General features: G+C 60.2%; 12 protein-coding genes and 1 tRNA gene. 10 read left to right on the plus strand and 3 right to left on the minus strand.

Annotation, left to right across the window (positions count from 1 at the left end; translation table 11 throughout):
* The first annotated feature begins 9 nt into the window (after positions 1–9).
* The 6 genes from WNZ14_RS13945 (at position 10) to WNZ14_RS13970 (ending at position 6,541) form a co-directional block, all read left to right on the plus strand.
* Positions 10–1,020: a ChuX/HutX family heme-like substrate-binding protein gene (locus WNZ14_RS13945; protein WP_342869250.1), complete on the plus strand. Its 1,011-nt coding sequence runs from the start codon at positions 10–12 to the stop codon at positions 1,018–1,020.
* The gene (locus WNZ14_RS13950; protein ID WP_342869251.1) at positions 1,017–1,943 is read left to right on the plus strand and encodes an ABC transporter substrate-binding protein; all 927 of its coding nucleotides are present in this window, start codon (positions 1,017–1,019) and stop codon (positions 1,941–1,943) included. The genes WNZ14_RS13945 and WNZ14_RS13950 overlap by 4 nt, the downstream gene beginning before the upstream one ends.
* Before the next feature lie 25 nt (positions 1,944–1,968).
* Positions 1,969–3,024 carry an iron ABC transporter permease gene (locus WNZ14_RS13955; RefSeq protein ID WP_342869252.1) on the plus strand — a complete coding sequence of 352 codons (1,056 nt, stop codon included), beginning with the start codon at positions 1,969–1,971 and terminating at the stop codon, positions 3,022–3,024.
* Between the two features lies 1 nt (position 3,025).
* Positions 3,026–3,811 (plus strand): heme ABC transporter ATP-binding protein, encoded by a 786-nt coding sequence (locus WNZ14_RS13960; protein ID WP_342869253.1) that lies wholly within the window; start codon positions 3,026–3,028, stop codon positions 3,809–3,811.
* A gap of 84 nt (positions 3,812–3,895) precedes the next feature.
* Positions 3,896–5,044 carry an NADH:flavin oxidoreductase/NADH oxidase gene (locus WNZ14_RS13965; protein WP_342869254.1) on the plus strand — a complete coding sequence of 383 codons (1,149 nt, stop codon included), beginning with the start codon at positions 3,896–3,898 and terminating at the stop codon, positions 5,042–5,044.
* A gap of 210 nt (positions 5,045–5,254) precedes the next feature.
* Positions 5,255–6,541: a flavin-dependent oxidoreductase gene (locus tag WNZ14_RS13970; RefSeq protein WP_342869255.1), complete on the plus strand. Its 1,287-nt coding sequence runs from the start codon at positions 5,255–5,257 to the stop codon at positions 6,539–6,541.
* 143 nt (positions 6,542–6,684) lie between these two features.
* Here the strand turns inward: WNZ14_RS13970 and WNZ14_RS13975 are convergent.
* Positions 6,685–6,760, minus strand: a tRNA-Lys gene (locus WNZ14_RS13975).
* A 321-nt stretch (positions 6,761–7,081) separates the two neighbouring features.
* Here WNZ14_RS13975 and WNZ14_RS13980 point away from each other — a divergent pair.
* The gene (locus tag WNZ14_RS13980; protein WP_342869256.1) at positions 7,082–7,831 is read left to right on the plus strand and encodes a cytochrome c biogenesis CcdA family protein; all 750 of its coding nucleotides are present in this window, start codon (positions 7,082–7,084) and stop codon (positions 7,829–7,831) included.
* Between the two features lie 28 nt (positions 7,832–7,859).
* Here the strand turns inward: WNZ14_RS13980 and WNZ14_RS13985 are convergent, their stop codons facing one another.
* On the minus strand, positions 7,860–8,801 hold the full coding sequence (locus tag WNZ14_RS13985; RefSeq protein WP_342869257.1) for a DMT family transporter: 942 nt from the start codon (positions 8,799–8,801) through the stop codon (positions 7,860–7,862).
* A gap of 107 nt (positions 8,802–8,908) precedes the next feature.
* Here WNZ14_RS13985 and glmU point away from each other — a divergent pair, with 107 nt between their 5' ends.
* The 3 genes from glmU (at position 8,909) to WNZ14_RS14000 (ending at position 13,029) form a co-directional block, all read left to right on the plus strand.
* Positions 8,909–10,288 (plus strand): bifunctional UDP-N-acetylglucosamine diphosphorylase/glucosamine-1-phosphate N-acetyltransferase GlmU, encoded by a 1,380-nt coding sequence (gene glmU / locus WNZ14_RS13990; protein ID WP_342869258.1) that lies wholly within the window; start codon positions 8,909–8,911, stop codon positions 10,286–10,288.
* A gap of 111 nt (positions 10,289–10,399) precedes the next feature.
* Positions 10,400–12,226, plus strand: a complete 1,827-nt coding sequence (glmS, locus tag WNZ14_RS13995; RefSeq protein ID WP_342869259.1) for a glutamine--fructose-6-phosphate transaminase (isomerizing) — start codon at positions 10,400–10,402, stop codon at positions 12,224–12,226.
* A 110-nt stretch (positions 12,227–12,336) separates the two neighbouring features.
* Positions 12,337–13,029: a DUF502 domain-containing protein gene (locus WNZ14_RS14000; RefSeq protein ID WP_342869260.1), complete on the plus strand. Its 693-nt coding sequence runs from the start codon at positions 12,337–12,339 to the stop codon at positions 13,027–13,029.
* A 5-nt stretch (positions 13,030–13,034) separates the two neighbouring features.
* On the opposite strand, the gene recG is transcribed toward WNZ14_RS14000, so the two are convergent.
* A complete protein-coding gene (gene recG / locus WNZ14_RS14005; protein WP_342869261.1) occupies positions 13,035–15,152 on the minus strand; it encodes an ATP-dependent DNA helicase RecG in 2,118 nt (705 codons plus the stop codon).
* Positions 15,153–15,157 lie beyond the last annotated feature (5 nt).

Raw genomic sequence — 15,157 nt, forward strand, 5'->3', positions numbered from 1 at the left:
AATCCGAAAATGCGCGAACGCGATCTCGCAAATCAGCTGGGGATATCCGAAGCCCAGTTTCTGGAAGCCTTCGTCGGCGAACATGTCGAACGGATAGAGCCGGACATCGACGTTTTCTTCCCGATGCTGCATGAGGCCGGGGAAGTGATGGCGTTGTCGCGCAACGTCAATGCGGTTCATGAGAAGACGGGTGTCTACGAGAAATTTGCGTCGGGAAAACATGCCTCGATGGTGCTCGGCAAGGATATTGATCTTCGCATTTTCCCCAAGCACTGGCGTCACGCCTACCACGTTTCAAAGACGCTGGAGAATGGATCGGCACAGCACAGTTTCCAGTTCTTTGATGTGCGCGGAAATGCGGTTCATAAGGTGTTTGCCCGTGAGGCCACCGATCTGGATAAATGGAACCTGATCCGCACAAGGCTTGAGAAAACGGACGCCGGGCCGGCCTTCAAGGCTGCCGCAGCGGTAAAGCCTGCGGAAACACCGACGCCGGAAGCGATTGCCGATCTCAGGGAGATCTGGGCAACGATGGAAGATACCCATCAATTTCAGGCGATGCTGCGCAAGACCGGGATCTCGCGTCATCAGGCCATTCGTCTTGTCGGCAGCGATTTCGCAACCAGGCTCGCTGACAATGCCGCCGACATTCTGTTCGAGCAGCTGTCCGTGCTGCAGGTTCCGATCATGGCCTTTGTCCGCAACCCGGGCATCTTGCAAATTCACTCCGGCCCTGTGACCAACATCAAGCAGGTAGGGCCATGGCTCAACGTGCTGGACACCGGTTTCCACTTGCACCTCCGAAAGGATCAGTTCAAGGCGATCTGGCTTGTGCGGAAGCCCACGAAGAGCGGCGACATCTTCTCCATCGAGATCTTTGATGATCGCGATGAACAGGTCATCCTGATCAATGGAGATCGGCGCGGCGGCGATGTCTCCGAAAGTGTCTCGCAGTGGGATGGCGTGGTCCACGCACTGCCGCGTGCCGAGGTTCTGGCAGATATGGAGCCGGCACAATGAGCAATACACTGCACCAACGGGTGACGGGCATAGTTCGCCGAACCGTACTTGTGGCCGGACTGGCTTTGGCGGTATCAACAGCGATAGGGTCTTTGCCACTGACATCCGCCGTGGCAGCGGCAGAAGATGCCAAGGCGCAAAGAGTCCTGGCCATTGGCGGCGCGGTGACCGAAATCGTCTACGCGCTAGGCGAACAGGACCGGTTGGTAGGCCGCGATTCCACCTCCAGTTACCCGCCGGAAGCGACAGAATTGCCGGATGTCGGCTATATTCGTGCCCTTTCGCCCGAAGGCGTCTTGTCGGTCAAGCCGGATCTTATTCTGGCACGCGAGAACAATGGCCCGCCCGAAGCGGTCGAGGTGCTCAAGAGCACAGGTGTGCGCTGGGTCGATGTACCGGATGACTTCACACTTGAAGGCATTGACGAAAACATATCGATCATTGCCGCCGAACTGGGGGTTTCCGACAAGGGGGATGCCCTGAGAAAGAAGGTTGCGAGCGATATCGCTGAAGCCCGGGACCATCTGGCTGGCATCGAACGCAAGCAGAAGGTGATGTTCGTGCTGGCACTCACGGACGACAAGATCAACACGTCGGGCTCCAACACGTCGGCAAATAGCATCATCGAACTTGCTGGTGGCGAGAATGTCATCACGGAATTCGAAGGCTACAAGCAAATCAGCAATGAAGCGGTGATCAATGCTGCGCCGGACGTGATCCTGATGATGAACGGTCGCGGGGAATCTGCGGATCACAATGCGATCAACGCGTTGCTTGAAGAGCATCCGGCGCTTTCGACCACTCCGGCGGTCAAGAACGGCAGGATCATCCGCATGGACGGGCTGTTATTGCTTGGTTTTGGGCCGCGCACAGGGGAGGCGATCACTCAACTGGCAGAAGCGTTTTATGGCGATGAGCATTAGTCACGACGCTACTGCGTACCGATCCATGAGCGCGCCTGCCGGCGACAGGACGGTTCTGGCCCGCAGGATGCTGGTTGTGCTGGCGATCGTGCTCATGTTGACCGCGCTGTTCAGTCTTGCCTCCGGGGCCACCGATACGTCGGCGGTCTCGGTGGTCTGGGCGCTTGTGTCCGGCCAGGACGGCCTGATCAGCGCTGTGGACCGCGTCGTCATTGTCGATATTCGCATGCCGCGCACCTTGCTTGGCATATTGATCGGTGCGTCGCTGGCCGTTTCCGGGGCAACCATGCAGGGGCTGTTTCGCAATCCGCTGGCGGATCCCGGTATTGTCGGCGTATCGGCCGGCGCGGGTCTGGGCGCGGTGATGTTCATCGTGCTTGGCGGCGGTGTTCTGGCGCCGGTGGCGGCGGTGTTCGGCATCTATCACATTCCGTTTGCGGCCTTTCTTGGTGGGTTGCTGTTCACCTTTGCGCTGTACCGGATATCAACCCGCAATGGCCGGACGTCTGTCGCAACCATGCTGCTTGCCGGCATCGCGCTGGGCGCCATGGCCGGAGCATTTACCGGGCTTTTGATCTTCTGGGCGGATGACGCGCAGTTGCGGGATCTGACGTTCTGGGGATTGGGCTCGATTGCAGGGGCGACATGGCTGAAGGTCTTTGCCGTGGCACCGATCATACTTCCTGTCTTGTTGTTTTCACCCTTCATGGCGCGGGGACTGAATGCGATGACGCTGGGTGAGGCGACCGCGCAGCATCTGGGCGTCAATGTGCAGGTGTTCAAACGGGTGGCCATCGTCATGGTCGCGGCTGCGACAGGGGCATCGGTCGCGGTCTCGGGCGGGATCGGCTTCGTCGGCATTGTCGTGCCGCACCTGTTGCGCCTGTTCATGGGGCCGGATCATCGCTTCCTGCTTCCGGCCTGCGCGCTGCTCGGCGCGATCATGCTGCTGTTTGCCGACGCGATTGCGCGGCAGATCGTGGCGCCGGCCGAGCTTCCGATCGGCATTGTCACGGCCACCATCGGCGCGCCATTCTTTCTCTGGATCCTGCTGCGCAGGCGCGGACTTATGGACATCTGACATGCTGGAAGCAAAAAATATTCGTGTGCGCCTGGGCAAGGCCGACATTCTGCACGGTATCGATATGCAGGCTGCGAAAGATCAGTTCACGGTGATCATCGGGCCAAACGGGTCGGGCAAGACCACCTTGTTGCGGGCGCTGACGGGTGAGATCCGGTTTGACGGCGAGGTCCATCTCAATGGCGTCGATATCGCCAAGGCGCGTCCGCTCGATCTTGCAAGCCTTCGCGGAGTGCTGCCGCAATCGGCCAATCTGTCGTTTCCGTTCACCGTGCATGAGGTGGTCCGGCTCGGCCTGACGGCGGGGGTTCATGCGGATGTCGATGTTCCCTCTCGGATTGACGAGGCCTTGGCTGCCGTCGACATGAACGGATTTGGCGGGCGGCTTTACCAGGAACTCTCCGGCGGCGAGCAGCAGAGGGTTCAGCTGGCGCGGGTTCTGACGCAGGTCTGGGAGCCGGTATTTGAAGGGCAGCCGCGGTGTCTGTTTCTCGATGAACCGATTTCGAGCCTCGATATCAAGCACCAGCTTCAGATCATGCAGATTGCCAGAAGCTATGCCAATGCCGGCGGCGGTGTCATCGCCATCCTGCACGATCTCAATCTGACGGCGCATTTTGCCGATCATGTGGTGCTGATGAACCGGGGCCAGGTGCATGCCTGTGGCGACCCGCGAGAGGTTCTCACGCCGCATAATCTGGAAGCCGTTTATGGCTGCCCGATGGCCGTGGGCCAAGTCCCGCCGGGAATGGATTTCTTCGTGCTGCCGTTGATCGCTGGCGGTTAGACCACACCCGAATTTCTGGCAGCCATCGATTGTCACTGCTGGCCCAGCGCGCTAGCTTCCGCGCAATCGATACAGGGAATCCCCATGACTGCTGCACCACACCTTTTCCAACCGATGACTTTGCGCGGGATCTCGACCCGCAACAGGGTCGTGATTTCTCCGATGTGCCAGTACTCGGCCCATGATGGACATCTCGACGACTGGCATCTGGCCCATCTCGGCCGCTTTGCCATCGGCGGGGCAGGGATCGTCTTCACGGAAGCCACGGCAGTGCAGAAGCGCGGGCGCATCACCCATGGCTGCCCCGGACTGTGGGCCGACAGCCAGATCCCCGGCCATGCAAGGGTTGCCCAGTTTGCCCTCAGGAACGGCGCGATCCCGGCAATCCAGCTGGGCCATGCCGGCCGCAAGGGTGGCATGCAGCGGCCCTGGTTCGGCAACGGCCCTTTGAACGAAGCGGATATTGCGCGGGGCGACATGTCCTGGACGCCTGTCGCGCCGTCCGAGCTACCGGTGGCGGATGGATGGCCGGTGCCGCATGCGCTGACAAAATCGGAGATCGGCGAGCTGATTGACGACTATGCCTCAGCAGCAAGCCGCGCGCTTCAAGCAGGCTACAAGATTGCCGAAATCCACGGCGCGCACGGCTATCTGGTACACAGTTTCCTCTCACCGCTGTCCAACAAGCGCACCGACGAGTATGGCGGCAGCCTGAAGGGACGCATGCGGCTTGCACTCGAAATTGCCGAACGGGTGCGGTCTATCTGGCCCGACCATCTGCCGCTGTTCTTCCGCACATCCGCCGTCGACGGCACGCCCGAAGGCTGGTCGCTGGATGACACCGTTGTGCTGGCCGGCGAACTCAAGCGCATCGGTGTTGACGTGATGGACTGTTCATCGAGCGGCATCGCGGGCGCAGCGACCGCCAGCGGAAGCCAGAAGCGGCAACCCGGTTTTCAGGTCGGCTATGCCGAGCGGGTTCGCAAGGAAGCGGACATGACAACGATGGCGGTGGGCCTGATTACTCATCCGCAGCAGGCAGAGGCCATATTGGCTGACGGCCGGGCTGACCTGATCGCGATTGGTCGCGAGGCGCTTGTCGATCCCAATTGGGCGCTGCATGCGGCGCGCGACCTTGGCTACGATACCACATTCGAGACCTGGCCGCGCCAATCGGGCTGGTGGCTCGCGGGGCGGCAGAAGACGTCAGACTTTTACGAGCCCCATGGCTGACGCAGCGTTGGGGGGCCAGTATCAAGGTCGCCAGTCAAGCGCCCTATCGAGGGTTCGTCCTGGCTTCAGGATCACCCCCAGCGCTGTCTCAAGCTGACACTTCTGCATTCATTCCTGTTGGTCCTTTAGGCTCGGTCGACATGATTGTTCAATTTGGCTATTGGAACCGTCTGAGGAATGCGACGAGACGAGTGGGAGGAGCTGTTCGAAATGACCGATAAAAGGGTGATGATCGCCGGTGGCGGCATTGGTGGGCTTTCACTTGCGCTGACATTGCACCAGATCGGCGTCGAGTGCGTGGTGTTTGAAGCGGTCAGGGAATTAAAGCCGCTAGGCGTTGGCATCAATCTCCAGCCAAATGCTGTCCGCGAACTTTTCGACCTTGGTTTCACCGCTGCAGACCTCGATGCCATCGGGGTGCCGATCAAGGAGTGGGCGCTCGTGAGCACCAAGGGGCAGGAGATCTATTCCGAGCCGCGCGGTCTGCTGGCGGGCTATGACTGGCCGCAATATGCTGTCCACAGGGGCGCGTTTCACATGGCGCTCTACAAACGCTTTGTCGAGCTCGCCGGCAAAGATGCCGTTCGGGTTGGCTGCCGCGCCACAGGCTACGAGGTGAACGCCGAAGGCGGCGTGACCGTGACGCTGAAGACGGCATCAGGCGAAGAGGTTCGCGAAAGCGGCGCGCTGCTGATCGGGGCGGACGGGATCCATTCGGCAATCCGGGCGCAGATGCATCCGGATCAGCCACCGATCCACTGGGGTGGCGCCGTGATGTGGCGGGGCACGTCGCGTGTCAAGCCGATCCGCACCGGGGCGTCCTTCACCGGGTTGGGCACGCACCGCCACCGGATGGTGATCTACCCGATTTCCCATCCCGATCCCGAAACCGGGCTGGCGCTGGTCAACTGGATTGCCGAGGTCACCTATGATGACCCGTCTGCACACGAGACCGTGGGCTGGTTTCGCCAGGTCGGCGTCGAGGATTTCATCCACCATTTCGAGAGCTGGACCTATGACTGGCTGGACGTCCCGGAGATGATCCGTGGCGCCGACATCGCCTTTGAAAATCCGATGATCGACCGCGATCCGATCCCAACCTGGGTGGATGGGCCCGTTGTCCTGATGGGGGATGCGGCGCACGCCATGTATCCAACCGGTTCGAACGGTGCGAGCCAGGCTGTCGTCGACGCCCGAACGCTGGGCGCAAAATTCCTGGCCCATGGTGTCGGGCCCGATGCACTGGCCGCCTACAATGCGGACCTGTGCGAGCCGATCTCGGCGCTGATCTTGCGCAACCGTGGCGCGGGGCCATTCGGACTGCTCAACATCGTCAACGACCGCACTGGTGGTGACTTCGATGATATCGACGACGTCGTTCCGGCGGCAGAAAGGGCTGATTTCATGGCGAAATACAAATCCGCCGCCGGGTTTGCCCGCGATACTCTGACTGCGGCTCCACAGACAATTGCCGCAGGTGCAAGAGTGGCGGGCTAGACCACTGTAGCGCGGATGGGATGCTGCTCCAAGCGCTGGCGCGCATGTTTAGCTCACCTCAAGCCAGCATCGGGTGGCCGGGAACACAGATATCTGAGCGGCGCCGGCACGGCGTTCGAAACTTCTGAATATCGGGGGGTAATTGGTGAGAGCGCAGGGGTTCGAACCCTGGACCTACTGATTAAAAGTCAGTTGCTCTACCAGCTGAGCTACGCTCTCCAAAGACCCGGACCGAACGTTTGTGGCGTCGGTCCGAATGGCGCGGAACATAGGCAGGCATCTGCATATGGTCAACTGTAAAAAACCGGCGCTGAAGTGTTTTTTCAAAGTGCTTTGATCAAGGCCTGAAAGTACCGTCAGAAGCTGATTTTTCTGCGTTAAACGATGTCTTTGGCCGACCTACATGGATGTGAAACCGGAATCATGCGCTGCGCTCCAAAACGTGACTGGCGGAGCGGCAGGCTGGCGGTTAGATAGGGGCTTGGGCCGCACCTTGCGGTATTTGTCAATCGTACCGCCCGACAAAGGGATCCTGATTTCGTGATCATCGCCGACATTTCGCTCCTTACCGTCATTCTGGCCGGCGCATTGTCTTTCCTGTCGCCTTGTGTATTGCCGCTGGTGCCGCCCTATCTGTGCTACATGGCAGGCGTTTCGGTGGAAGACTTCCGCGGCAGCGGGCCTGATACAAAGGCGCGGGATACCCGGCGAGCTGTGTTTTTCACCTCGCTTTTTTTCACTTTTGGCTTTGCCACCGTGTTTGTGGCGCTGGGCGCCGGGGCCTCAAGCATAGGCTCTGCGTTGCGTCAGCACATGGATCTGCTGGCCCAGTTGGGTGGTCTCGTCATCATCCTGATGGGTCTGCACTTCCTCGGCGTATTCCGGATCGGCCTTCTGGCGCGCGAAGCTAGGTTTTCGGGCGCAGGCAAGCCAGCAACGCTTTCGGGTGCCTATCTGATGGGGCTGGCGTTTGCCTTCGGCTGGACGCCGTGCATCGGGCCGGTGCTGGGCGCCGTGCTGGGAGTTGCCGCAGGCAGAGAAACCGTGAGTGCCGGTGCGCTGTTGCTCGCCGCCTATTCGCTGGGCCTGGCGGTTCCGTTCTGGATTGCAGCACTGTTCTCGGAACGCTTCATGCGGTTCTCGCAGAGATTCCGCAAACATCTCGGTACGATCGAAAAGATCACCGGCGCACTATTGGTGCTGACCGGCATTCTGTTCCTGACAGGGGGCATGGCCACCATGGCCTACTGGCTGCTTGAAACATTCCCGGCACTGGGCCGTATCGGCTGAGCGATCTGGTCGGTTATGCCAAGCCGGTTCAGGTTGTGCGTTTCGGAGCGGTTGCGAGCACCAGGCCGGCGAGCACGGTGATGATGCCGATCGCATGGTGGGTTTTGAAAGGCTCGCCGAGAACCAGTACTGCCAGGCCGACCCCATAGGGCGGCAACAGATACATGAAGACGCTGGCAGTCGAGGCACCAAGCCGCGCGATGCCATACTGGTAGCCGGAGAACGCAAGCAGCGACGAGAAGACAACAATGCCGGCAATGCCGCCCCAGGCACTCCAGGTATGCGGCATCAACGCACCGGTGAGGAACTCCCACAGTGCGAAGGGCGCCAGCAGCAGTGCTCCGGACAGCGTGACGACGGCAAAAAGTGCCGAGACAGGCAGCGCGGCGGTGCGGCGGCCCTTGAGCAGGACCGAATAGCCCGCCCAGGACAGGGCCGCGAAAATGAACATCAGATCACCGAGATTGAAGGACGATCCGGCAAGTTCGGTGAAGTTGCCCTTGAGCACTATAATTGCCACCCCGAGGAAGCCGATCAGAATACCGGCAATTTCCCGCCAGCTGGTGGCCCGGCCAAAGAACAGGCGTTCGAGAATGATGATCATCAGTGGCGACGTGGTGTAAATCAGCGTGCCATTGGTAGCCGTAGTAAATTGCAGGGCGTAGTAGACGCCGGCACCGCAGATCCACATGCCGAGGAATCCCAACAGCAGCCAGTGCACCGGATGGCTGGTGACATAGGTCCGAACCCGATCCCGCGCCATCCACAGAAACGGTGAAAGCACCAGGGCTGCAGCAGCCCAGCGAAGGAAGGCAAGTGTGAACGGCGCCACTTCGTGTATCGTAGACCGGCCAAAAATCAGGTTCGATGAAAAGAACAGCGGCGTCAGCAGCATGACGGTCAAGGGTATGAAGCGCGCGAGAGAAGGTTTCCCGGCGGGGTCGGCATTGGCAGTCACGGGGGCAGTCATGGGGGCTTCCATATCGCGGCAATGTTTGCTTGAAGGAGAATGATTGAGGTTCCGGTGCTATAGGGTCCGGCACGGGTAAACAAGCGATTCGATGAAGAGGTGATGGAATGGCGCGGACTTGTCTGGCTGTCGTGCTTGCGGCGGGCGATGCGACACGAATGAAGTCGTCGAAATCCAAGGTGCTGCATACGGTCGGCAACCTGCCGCTGATCGCGCATGTGACGCAGGCAGCGGCAGCGGCGGGCGTGAACAAGGTGGCGCTGGTGGTCGGCAGGGATGCCGAACTGGTGACGCAAGCTGCGAAGACCGGCCTTGACGTTCCTGTGACAGCTGTCGAGCAGATCGAGCGCAAGGGTACCGGACATGCGGTGTTGATGGCGCGTGATGTCATTGGAGAAGGCTTTGACGATGTCGTGGTGCTTTATGGCGACGCCCCGCTGATCGACCCTGCCAGCCTTGCGGCGGCAACGACCGAGCGGACAAAGGGTGCTGATGTGGTTGTTCTGGGTTTTCGCGCGGCGGATCCGACAGGCTATGGCAGGCTTCTGGAGCAGGACGGTGAACTGGTCGCGATCCGCGAGCACAAGGAAGCGTCCGCTGAAGAACTGGCAATTGATTTCTGCAATGGCGGCATCATCACCTTTTCCGGCGCACAAGCACTCGGCCTGCTTGAGGCAATCCGCAATGACAATGCCAAGGGTGAGTACTATCTGACCGACATTGTCGAAATCGCCCGCGAACGCGGTTTGAAATGCGTGGCCATCGAAGCTCCCGAAGAGGACATGATGGGCTGCAACACACGGGTTGAACTGGCAGAGATCGAACAGGTCTGGCAGAAGCGCGCCCGGCATGCTGCGATGCTGTCAGGTGTCAGCATGATCGATCCGTCGAGCGTGTTCCTGTCCCATGACACTGTGCTTGAAAACGATGTGATGATTGAACCCAATGTCTGGTTTGGTCCTGGCGTCAGGGTTGGTCCGGGTGCGGTCATTCATGCGTTCAGCCATCTTGAGGGCGCGGATGTGGGTGCAAACGCTGCCATAGGGCCGTTCGCACGGCTTCGTCCGGGAACGGAACTGGCGGAAAAGGCCAAGGTCGGCAATTTCTGCGAGATCAAGAAGGCAAAGGTCGGCGTCGGCGCCAAGGTCAATCATCTGAGCTATATCGGTGACGCCATTGTTGGTGCGGGAGCCAATATCGGCGCAGGCACGATCACCTGCAATTATGACGGCCAGAACAAGCACCTGACCGAAATCGGGGCTGGGGCCTTCATCGGCTCGAATTCATCGCTTGTTGCTCCGATCAGGATTGGCGACGGCGCCTATGTGGGTTCTGGCAGCGTTGTCACAAAGGATGTTCCTGACGACGCCTTGGCGATCGCACGGGCACCGCAGGTGACCAAACCCGAGCGGGCGCAACGCCTCAGGGAAAAGATCGCGGCCATCAAGGCGCTGCAGAAAATGGCAAAGAGCGGACCCGACGCATAGGCCGGGTTACGCGGTGTCACCAAAATTGAGCGGGCGCAATACTTTAGGGCACTGGTCTAAACCGGCGTTGCTGGGTAAGAGCTTGGCCAACACATTACCCAGGAGAAACGCATGTGCGGCATAGTCGGGATAGTTGGTAAGCGCGAGGTTGCTCCGCTCTTGGTGGATGCGCTGAAGCGGCTTGAATATCGCGGTTACGATTCCGCCGGCGTAGCCACCGTGCATGACGGCCAACTGGAACGTCGCCGGGCCGAAGGGAAGCTCGCCAATCTCGACCACAAGCTCGGTGAAGAACCGCTTGCCGGTCAGATCGGTATCGGACACACGCGCTGGGCCACCCACGGCGCGCCGACCGAGAGCAATGCGCATCCGCATTTTTGCAACGGAGTGGCTGTCGTCCACAATGGTATTATCGAGAACTTCGGGCCACTGCGGGCTGAACTGACCGCCAATGGCGCGCAGTTCCACAGCCAGACCGATACGGAAGTCGTGGCGCAATTGCTGGCTGCCTATCGCCAGGACGGGTTAACGCCGCGCCAGGCCATGCAGAAGGCGCTGAGCCGGCTTGACGGCGCCTATGCGATTGCTGTGTTGTTTGAAGACCATCCTGACATGATCCTCGGTGCACGCTCCGGCCCGCCACTGGCTGTCGGGCATGGCGATGGCGAGATGTTCCTTGGCTCCGACGCGATTGCACTGGCGCCGTTTACCGACGAGATCACCTATCTCGACGATGGCGACTGGGTGGCGATCACGCGGGACACGCTCGAGATCTATGATCAGAGCGGCGCACTTGTCGAACGCAGAAAGCAGAAGTCGCAGGGTGCCGCCTATGTTGTCGACAAGGGCAATCACCGGCATTTCATGGAAAAGGAAATCTACGAGCAGCCGGAAGTGGTTTCCCATACGCTCAGCCACTACATCGATTTTGCCGAAGGACGGGTGAAGCTCGACAGCGCGCAGATTGATTTCGCCAATCTCGACAGGCTGGCAATGTCGGCCTGCGGCACCGCCTATTATGCCGGTCTCGTTGGCAAATACTGGTTTGAACGCTTTGCCAGGCTGCCGGTTGAAATTGATGTGGCGTCCGAGTTTCGCTACCGCGAAATGCCGCTCACCGGCAGGATGGCGGCGCTGTTCATCTCGCAATCGGGCGAGACCGCCGACACGCTGGCGTCGCTGCGCTACTGCAAGGACAACAAACTGACCATTGGTGCTGTGGTCAACGTGCGTGAATCGACCATTGCGCGCGAATCCAACGCCGTTTTCCCGACCCTTGCCGGCCCTGAGATCGGGGTGGCGTCAACCAAGGCGTTCACCTGTCAGCTCTCGGTGCTGGCGGCGCTGGCCATGATTGCGGGACGGGCGCGCGGCACACTGTCGGCGGATGATGAAAGCAAGATGGTGCAGGCACTGGTGGAAGCACCACGGCTTTTCAACGAGGTCCTCAACACAATCCAGCCGCAGATCGAGACGTTGTCGCGTGAACTTTCGCGCTTCAAGGATGTGCTTTATCTCGGTCGCGGAACCAGTTTTCCTTTGGCGCTCGAAGGCGCGCTCAAGCTCAAGGAAATTTCCTATATCCATGCCGAAGGATATGCCGCGGGCGAACTCAAGCATGGGCCGATCGCCCTGATCGACGAGAATATGCCGGTGATCGTGATTGCGCCGCATGACCGGCATTTCGAGAAAACAGTCTCGAACATGCAGGAAGTGGCAGCAAGAGGTGGCCAGATCATCCTGATCACCGACGAGAAGGGGGCGGCGGCGACTTCGCTTGAAACCATGGCGACCATCGTCATGCCCGAGGTCAACGAGATCGTCACGCCGATCCTCTATGCCCTGCCGGTACAGTTGATTGCCTATCACACGGCTGTCTTCATGGGCACCGATGTCGACCAGCCGCGCAATCTGGCGAAGTCGGTTACGGTCGAATAGCAACCGCGCGGAAATAGCGTTCACAATGGCGCTTGTCTTGGCTGTGTGCCGGTCCCTATATTGGTGTTGCGATGCATCATTTCGCGGGACGGCAAAGAGCAGGATAAGCGATGACGGAGAAGCTAAAGAGGCTGGGCGCGGGCCGACGGTTGAGAAACTATTTTCTCACCGGCCTGATCATCGTGGCGCCGCTCGCCATCACAGCCTATCTGACATGGACCTTCATCGGATGGGTCGATAGCTGGGTAAAGCCCTATATTCCGTCGATCTACAATCCGGACTACTACCTGCCGTTCGCAGTGCCTGGCTTCGGATTGGTGACGGCGCTGTTCCTGATCACGATGATCGGTTTCCTGACCGCCAACCTGGTCGGCAGGTCGATCCTGAACTTTGGCGAGTCGCTGCTTGACCGCATGCCGCTGGTGCGCAGCCTCTACAAAGGGCTCAAGCAGATCTTTCAAACCGTGCTGGCAGAACAGAGCGGTTCCTTCAAGCAGGCCGCACTGATCGAATATCCGCGTCGCGGGCTCTGGTCGATCGTTTTCATCGCAACCGACACCAAGGGCGAGGTCGATAGCAGGTTGCCGGAACAGGATTCCATATCGGTGTTTCTGCCCACCACGCCAAACCCCACATCAGGCTTCTTGCTGTTTGTTCCGCGCAAGGATGTCATTGTTCTGGACATGAGCGTGGAGGAGGCGGCCAAAATGGTGATTTCTGCCGGGCTGGTGTCGCCTGAATACCCAAAGACGCTGCCGTTGACGCCAAAGTCCAAGTCGAAGGCAGATCGTGCCGTCAGATGAGCGGATCAACCGGCGCGCAGGAAGCGGATCGCTTCGTCGCGCCGCATCAGATAGAGCAGCATTCTGAGAGCCTCGCCTCGAGGGGTTTCGAGTGCCGGATCGGTCTCCAGAACATTGCGGGCATCGCTGCGGGCAATCTCCAGCAGGTCGGCATGGGCGCTCAGATTGGCAAGGCGGAATCCCGGCATACCGGATTGCCTGGTGCCGAGCACTTCGCCTTCGCCGCGTAGTTTGAGATCTTCTTCCGCGATCCGAAAGCCGTCTTCGGTCTCGCGCAGGACCTGCAGCCGTGCACCAGCGGTTTCGCCCAAGGGGCCGTGATAGAGTAAAATACAACTTGAGGCGCCGTCGCCGCGACCGACGCGGCCGCGCAGCTGGTGCAACTGCGCAAGGCCGAAACGCTCCGCATGTTCTATCACCATGATGGTGGCGTCAGGCACGTCAACGCCGACTTCGATGACAGTAGTGGCGACCAGCAGGCGGGTTTGGCCGGTCTTGAACGCGCTCATGGCCTGGTCTTTTTCCTCAGACGACATCCGTCCATGGACCAGCGATACCAGAGGCGCCAGCTCCTTGCCGAACGCCTTTGCCAGGCTCGCGTGGCGGCTTTCCACCGACATCAGGTCACTTTGATCTGAATCTTCTACAAGCGGGCAGATCCAGTAGGCTTTCTTGTCGTCTTCAACGGCCTTTTTCAGCCGGTCGATGATATCGCCGAGACGCTCGTCGGGAATGGTGACAGTTGCGATCGGTTGCCGGCCAGCGGGTTTTTCGGTGAGTTTGGAGACGTCCATGTCACCGAACGCCGCAAGCACCAGCGTGCGCGGGATCGGCGTGGCGGTCATCACCAGCATGTGCGGCGCGGTTCCCTTGGCCGTCAGCCTGAGCCGCTGGTGAACGCCGAACCTGTGCTGCTCATCAACCACTGCCAGCGTCAGGTTCCTGTAGACGACCGATTCCTGAAACAGGGCGTGGGTGCCGATCACAATCTGTGCCTCGCCATTGGCGATCCGCTCGAGCAATTCAGTGCGCTCCCGGCCCTTGGCGCGCGCCGTCAGCACGGCCACTTCTATGCCTGCAGCTTCAGCCATCTTTCTGATCGTGGCGTAATGCTGCCGGGCGAGGATTTCGGTCGGCGCCATCAGCACAGCCTGTCCGCCGGCCTCTACCGCATCGGCCATGGCGAGCATGGCAACGGCGGTCTTGCCAGAGCCGACATCACCCTGCAGCAGCCGGAGCATCCGGTCCGAGCCGGCCATGTCTTTGAGGATCTCCTCGACGGCGGTGGTCTGGCTGCCGGTCAGGGAGAAGGGCAGGGCGTCGAGGATCGCCTGGCGCAGCCTGCCTTCAGCTACGACCGGATGGCCCGGCAGTTTGCGCAATGTCTGCCGCACCAAGGCCAGAGACAACTGACCGGCGAGCAGTTCGTCGTAGGCGAGCCTTCGCCGCACCGGCGTCTGTGGTTCGATATCACTTGCCGATTCCGGACGGTGCAACTCCCTGACAGCGTCGGCGAATGAGGGAAAGCTGTTCTTGCTAACAAGGTGCGGGTCTGACCATTCGGGCAACTCGGGCAGGAGCTCAAGCGCCGAATCGAGCGAGCGCCGGAGCACTTTCGGAGAGAGGCCAGCGGTCAGCGGATAGACCGGTTCGATCAGCGGAAAGCTCGCAGCGTCGGCTTCGAGAGCGATGTGATCGGGGTGAACCATCGACGGCCGGCCGTTGAACCATTCGACCTTGCCGCTGACCAGCACGGTTTCACCAACCGGCAGGATCTTTTCCAGCCATTGCTGTTTCGAATGGAAGAATGTGAGCGCCAGCTCGCCGGTCTCATCATGGACAAAGACCCGGTAGGGGGCCGACCTGCGTCCGGGAGGCGATGCCTGGTGACGGTCAACCCTGACCTTGAGCGTGGCAATGGTTCCTTCCGGCGCTTCGGTGATGCCCGAGCGCATGCTGCGATCAATCAGACCGTGGGGCGGCAGCAACAAGAGATCAAGCGCACGGGTATCCTCCGGACCATCGCGATCCGTGACCCGTGACAGCGCTTCGGCGAGCTTGGGGCCGATTCCGGGCAGGCTTTCAACGGGTTTGAACAGGGGGTCGAGTTGGAGAGGTCGCATGAATG

Source organism: Hoeflea sp. AS60, from assembly GCF_038900115.1.
GTDB lineage: Bacteria > Pseudomonadota > Alphaproteobacteria > Rhizobiales > Rhizobiaceae > Hoeflea.

Coding starts and splice junctions, on each gene's coding strand:
- WNZ14_RS13960 (WP_342869253.1), top strand. CDS start 3,026: ATGCTGGAAGCAAAAAATATTCGTGTGCGCCTGGGCAAGGCCGACATT.
- WNZ14_RS13970 (WP_342869255.1), top strand. CDS start 5,255: ATGACCGATAAAAGGGTGATGATCGCCGGTGGCGGCATTGGTGGGCTT.
- WNZ14_RS13965 (WP_342869254.1), top strand. CDS start 3,896: ATGACTGCTGCACCACACCTTTTCCAACCGATGACTTTGCGCGGGATC.
- WNZ14_RS13955 (WP_342869252.1), top strand. CDS start 1,969: ATGAGCGCGCCTGCCGGCGACAGGACGGTTCTGGCCCGCAGGATGCTG.
- recG (WP_342869261.1), bottom strand. CDS start 15,152: ATGCGACCTCTCCAACTCGACCCCCTGTTCAAACCCGTTGAAAGCCTG.
- glmU (WP_342869258.1), top strand. CDS start 8,909: ATGGCGCGGACTTGTCTGGCTGTCGTGCTTGCGGCGGGCGATGCGACA.
- WNZ14_RS13985 (WP_342869257.1), bottom strand. CDS start 8,801: ATGACTGCCCCCGTGACTGCCAATGCCGACCCCGCCGGGAAACCTTCT.
- glmS (WP_342869259.1), top strand. CDS start 10,400: ATGTGCGGCATAGTCGGGATAGTTGGTAAGCGCGAGGTTGCTCCGCTC.
- WNZ14_RS14000 (WP_342869260.1), top strand. CDS start 12,337: ATGACGGAGAAGCTAAAGAGGCTGGGCGCGGGCCGACGGTTGAGAAAC.
- WNZ14_RS13950 (WP_342869251.1), top strand. CDS start 1,017: ATGAGCAATACACTGCACCAACGGGTGACGGGCATAGTTCGCCGAACC.
- WNZ14_RS13945 (WP_342869250.1), top strand. CDS start 10: ATGCGCGAACGCGATCTCGCAAATCAGCTGGGGATATCCGAAGCCCAG.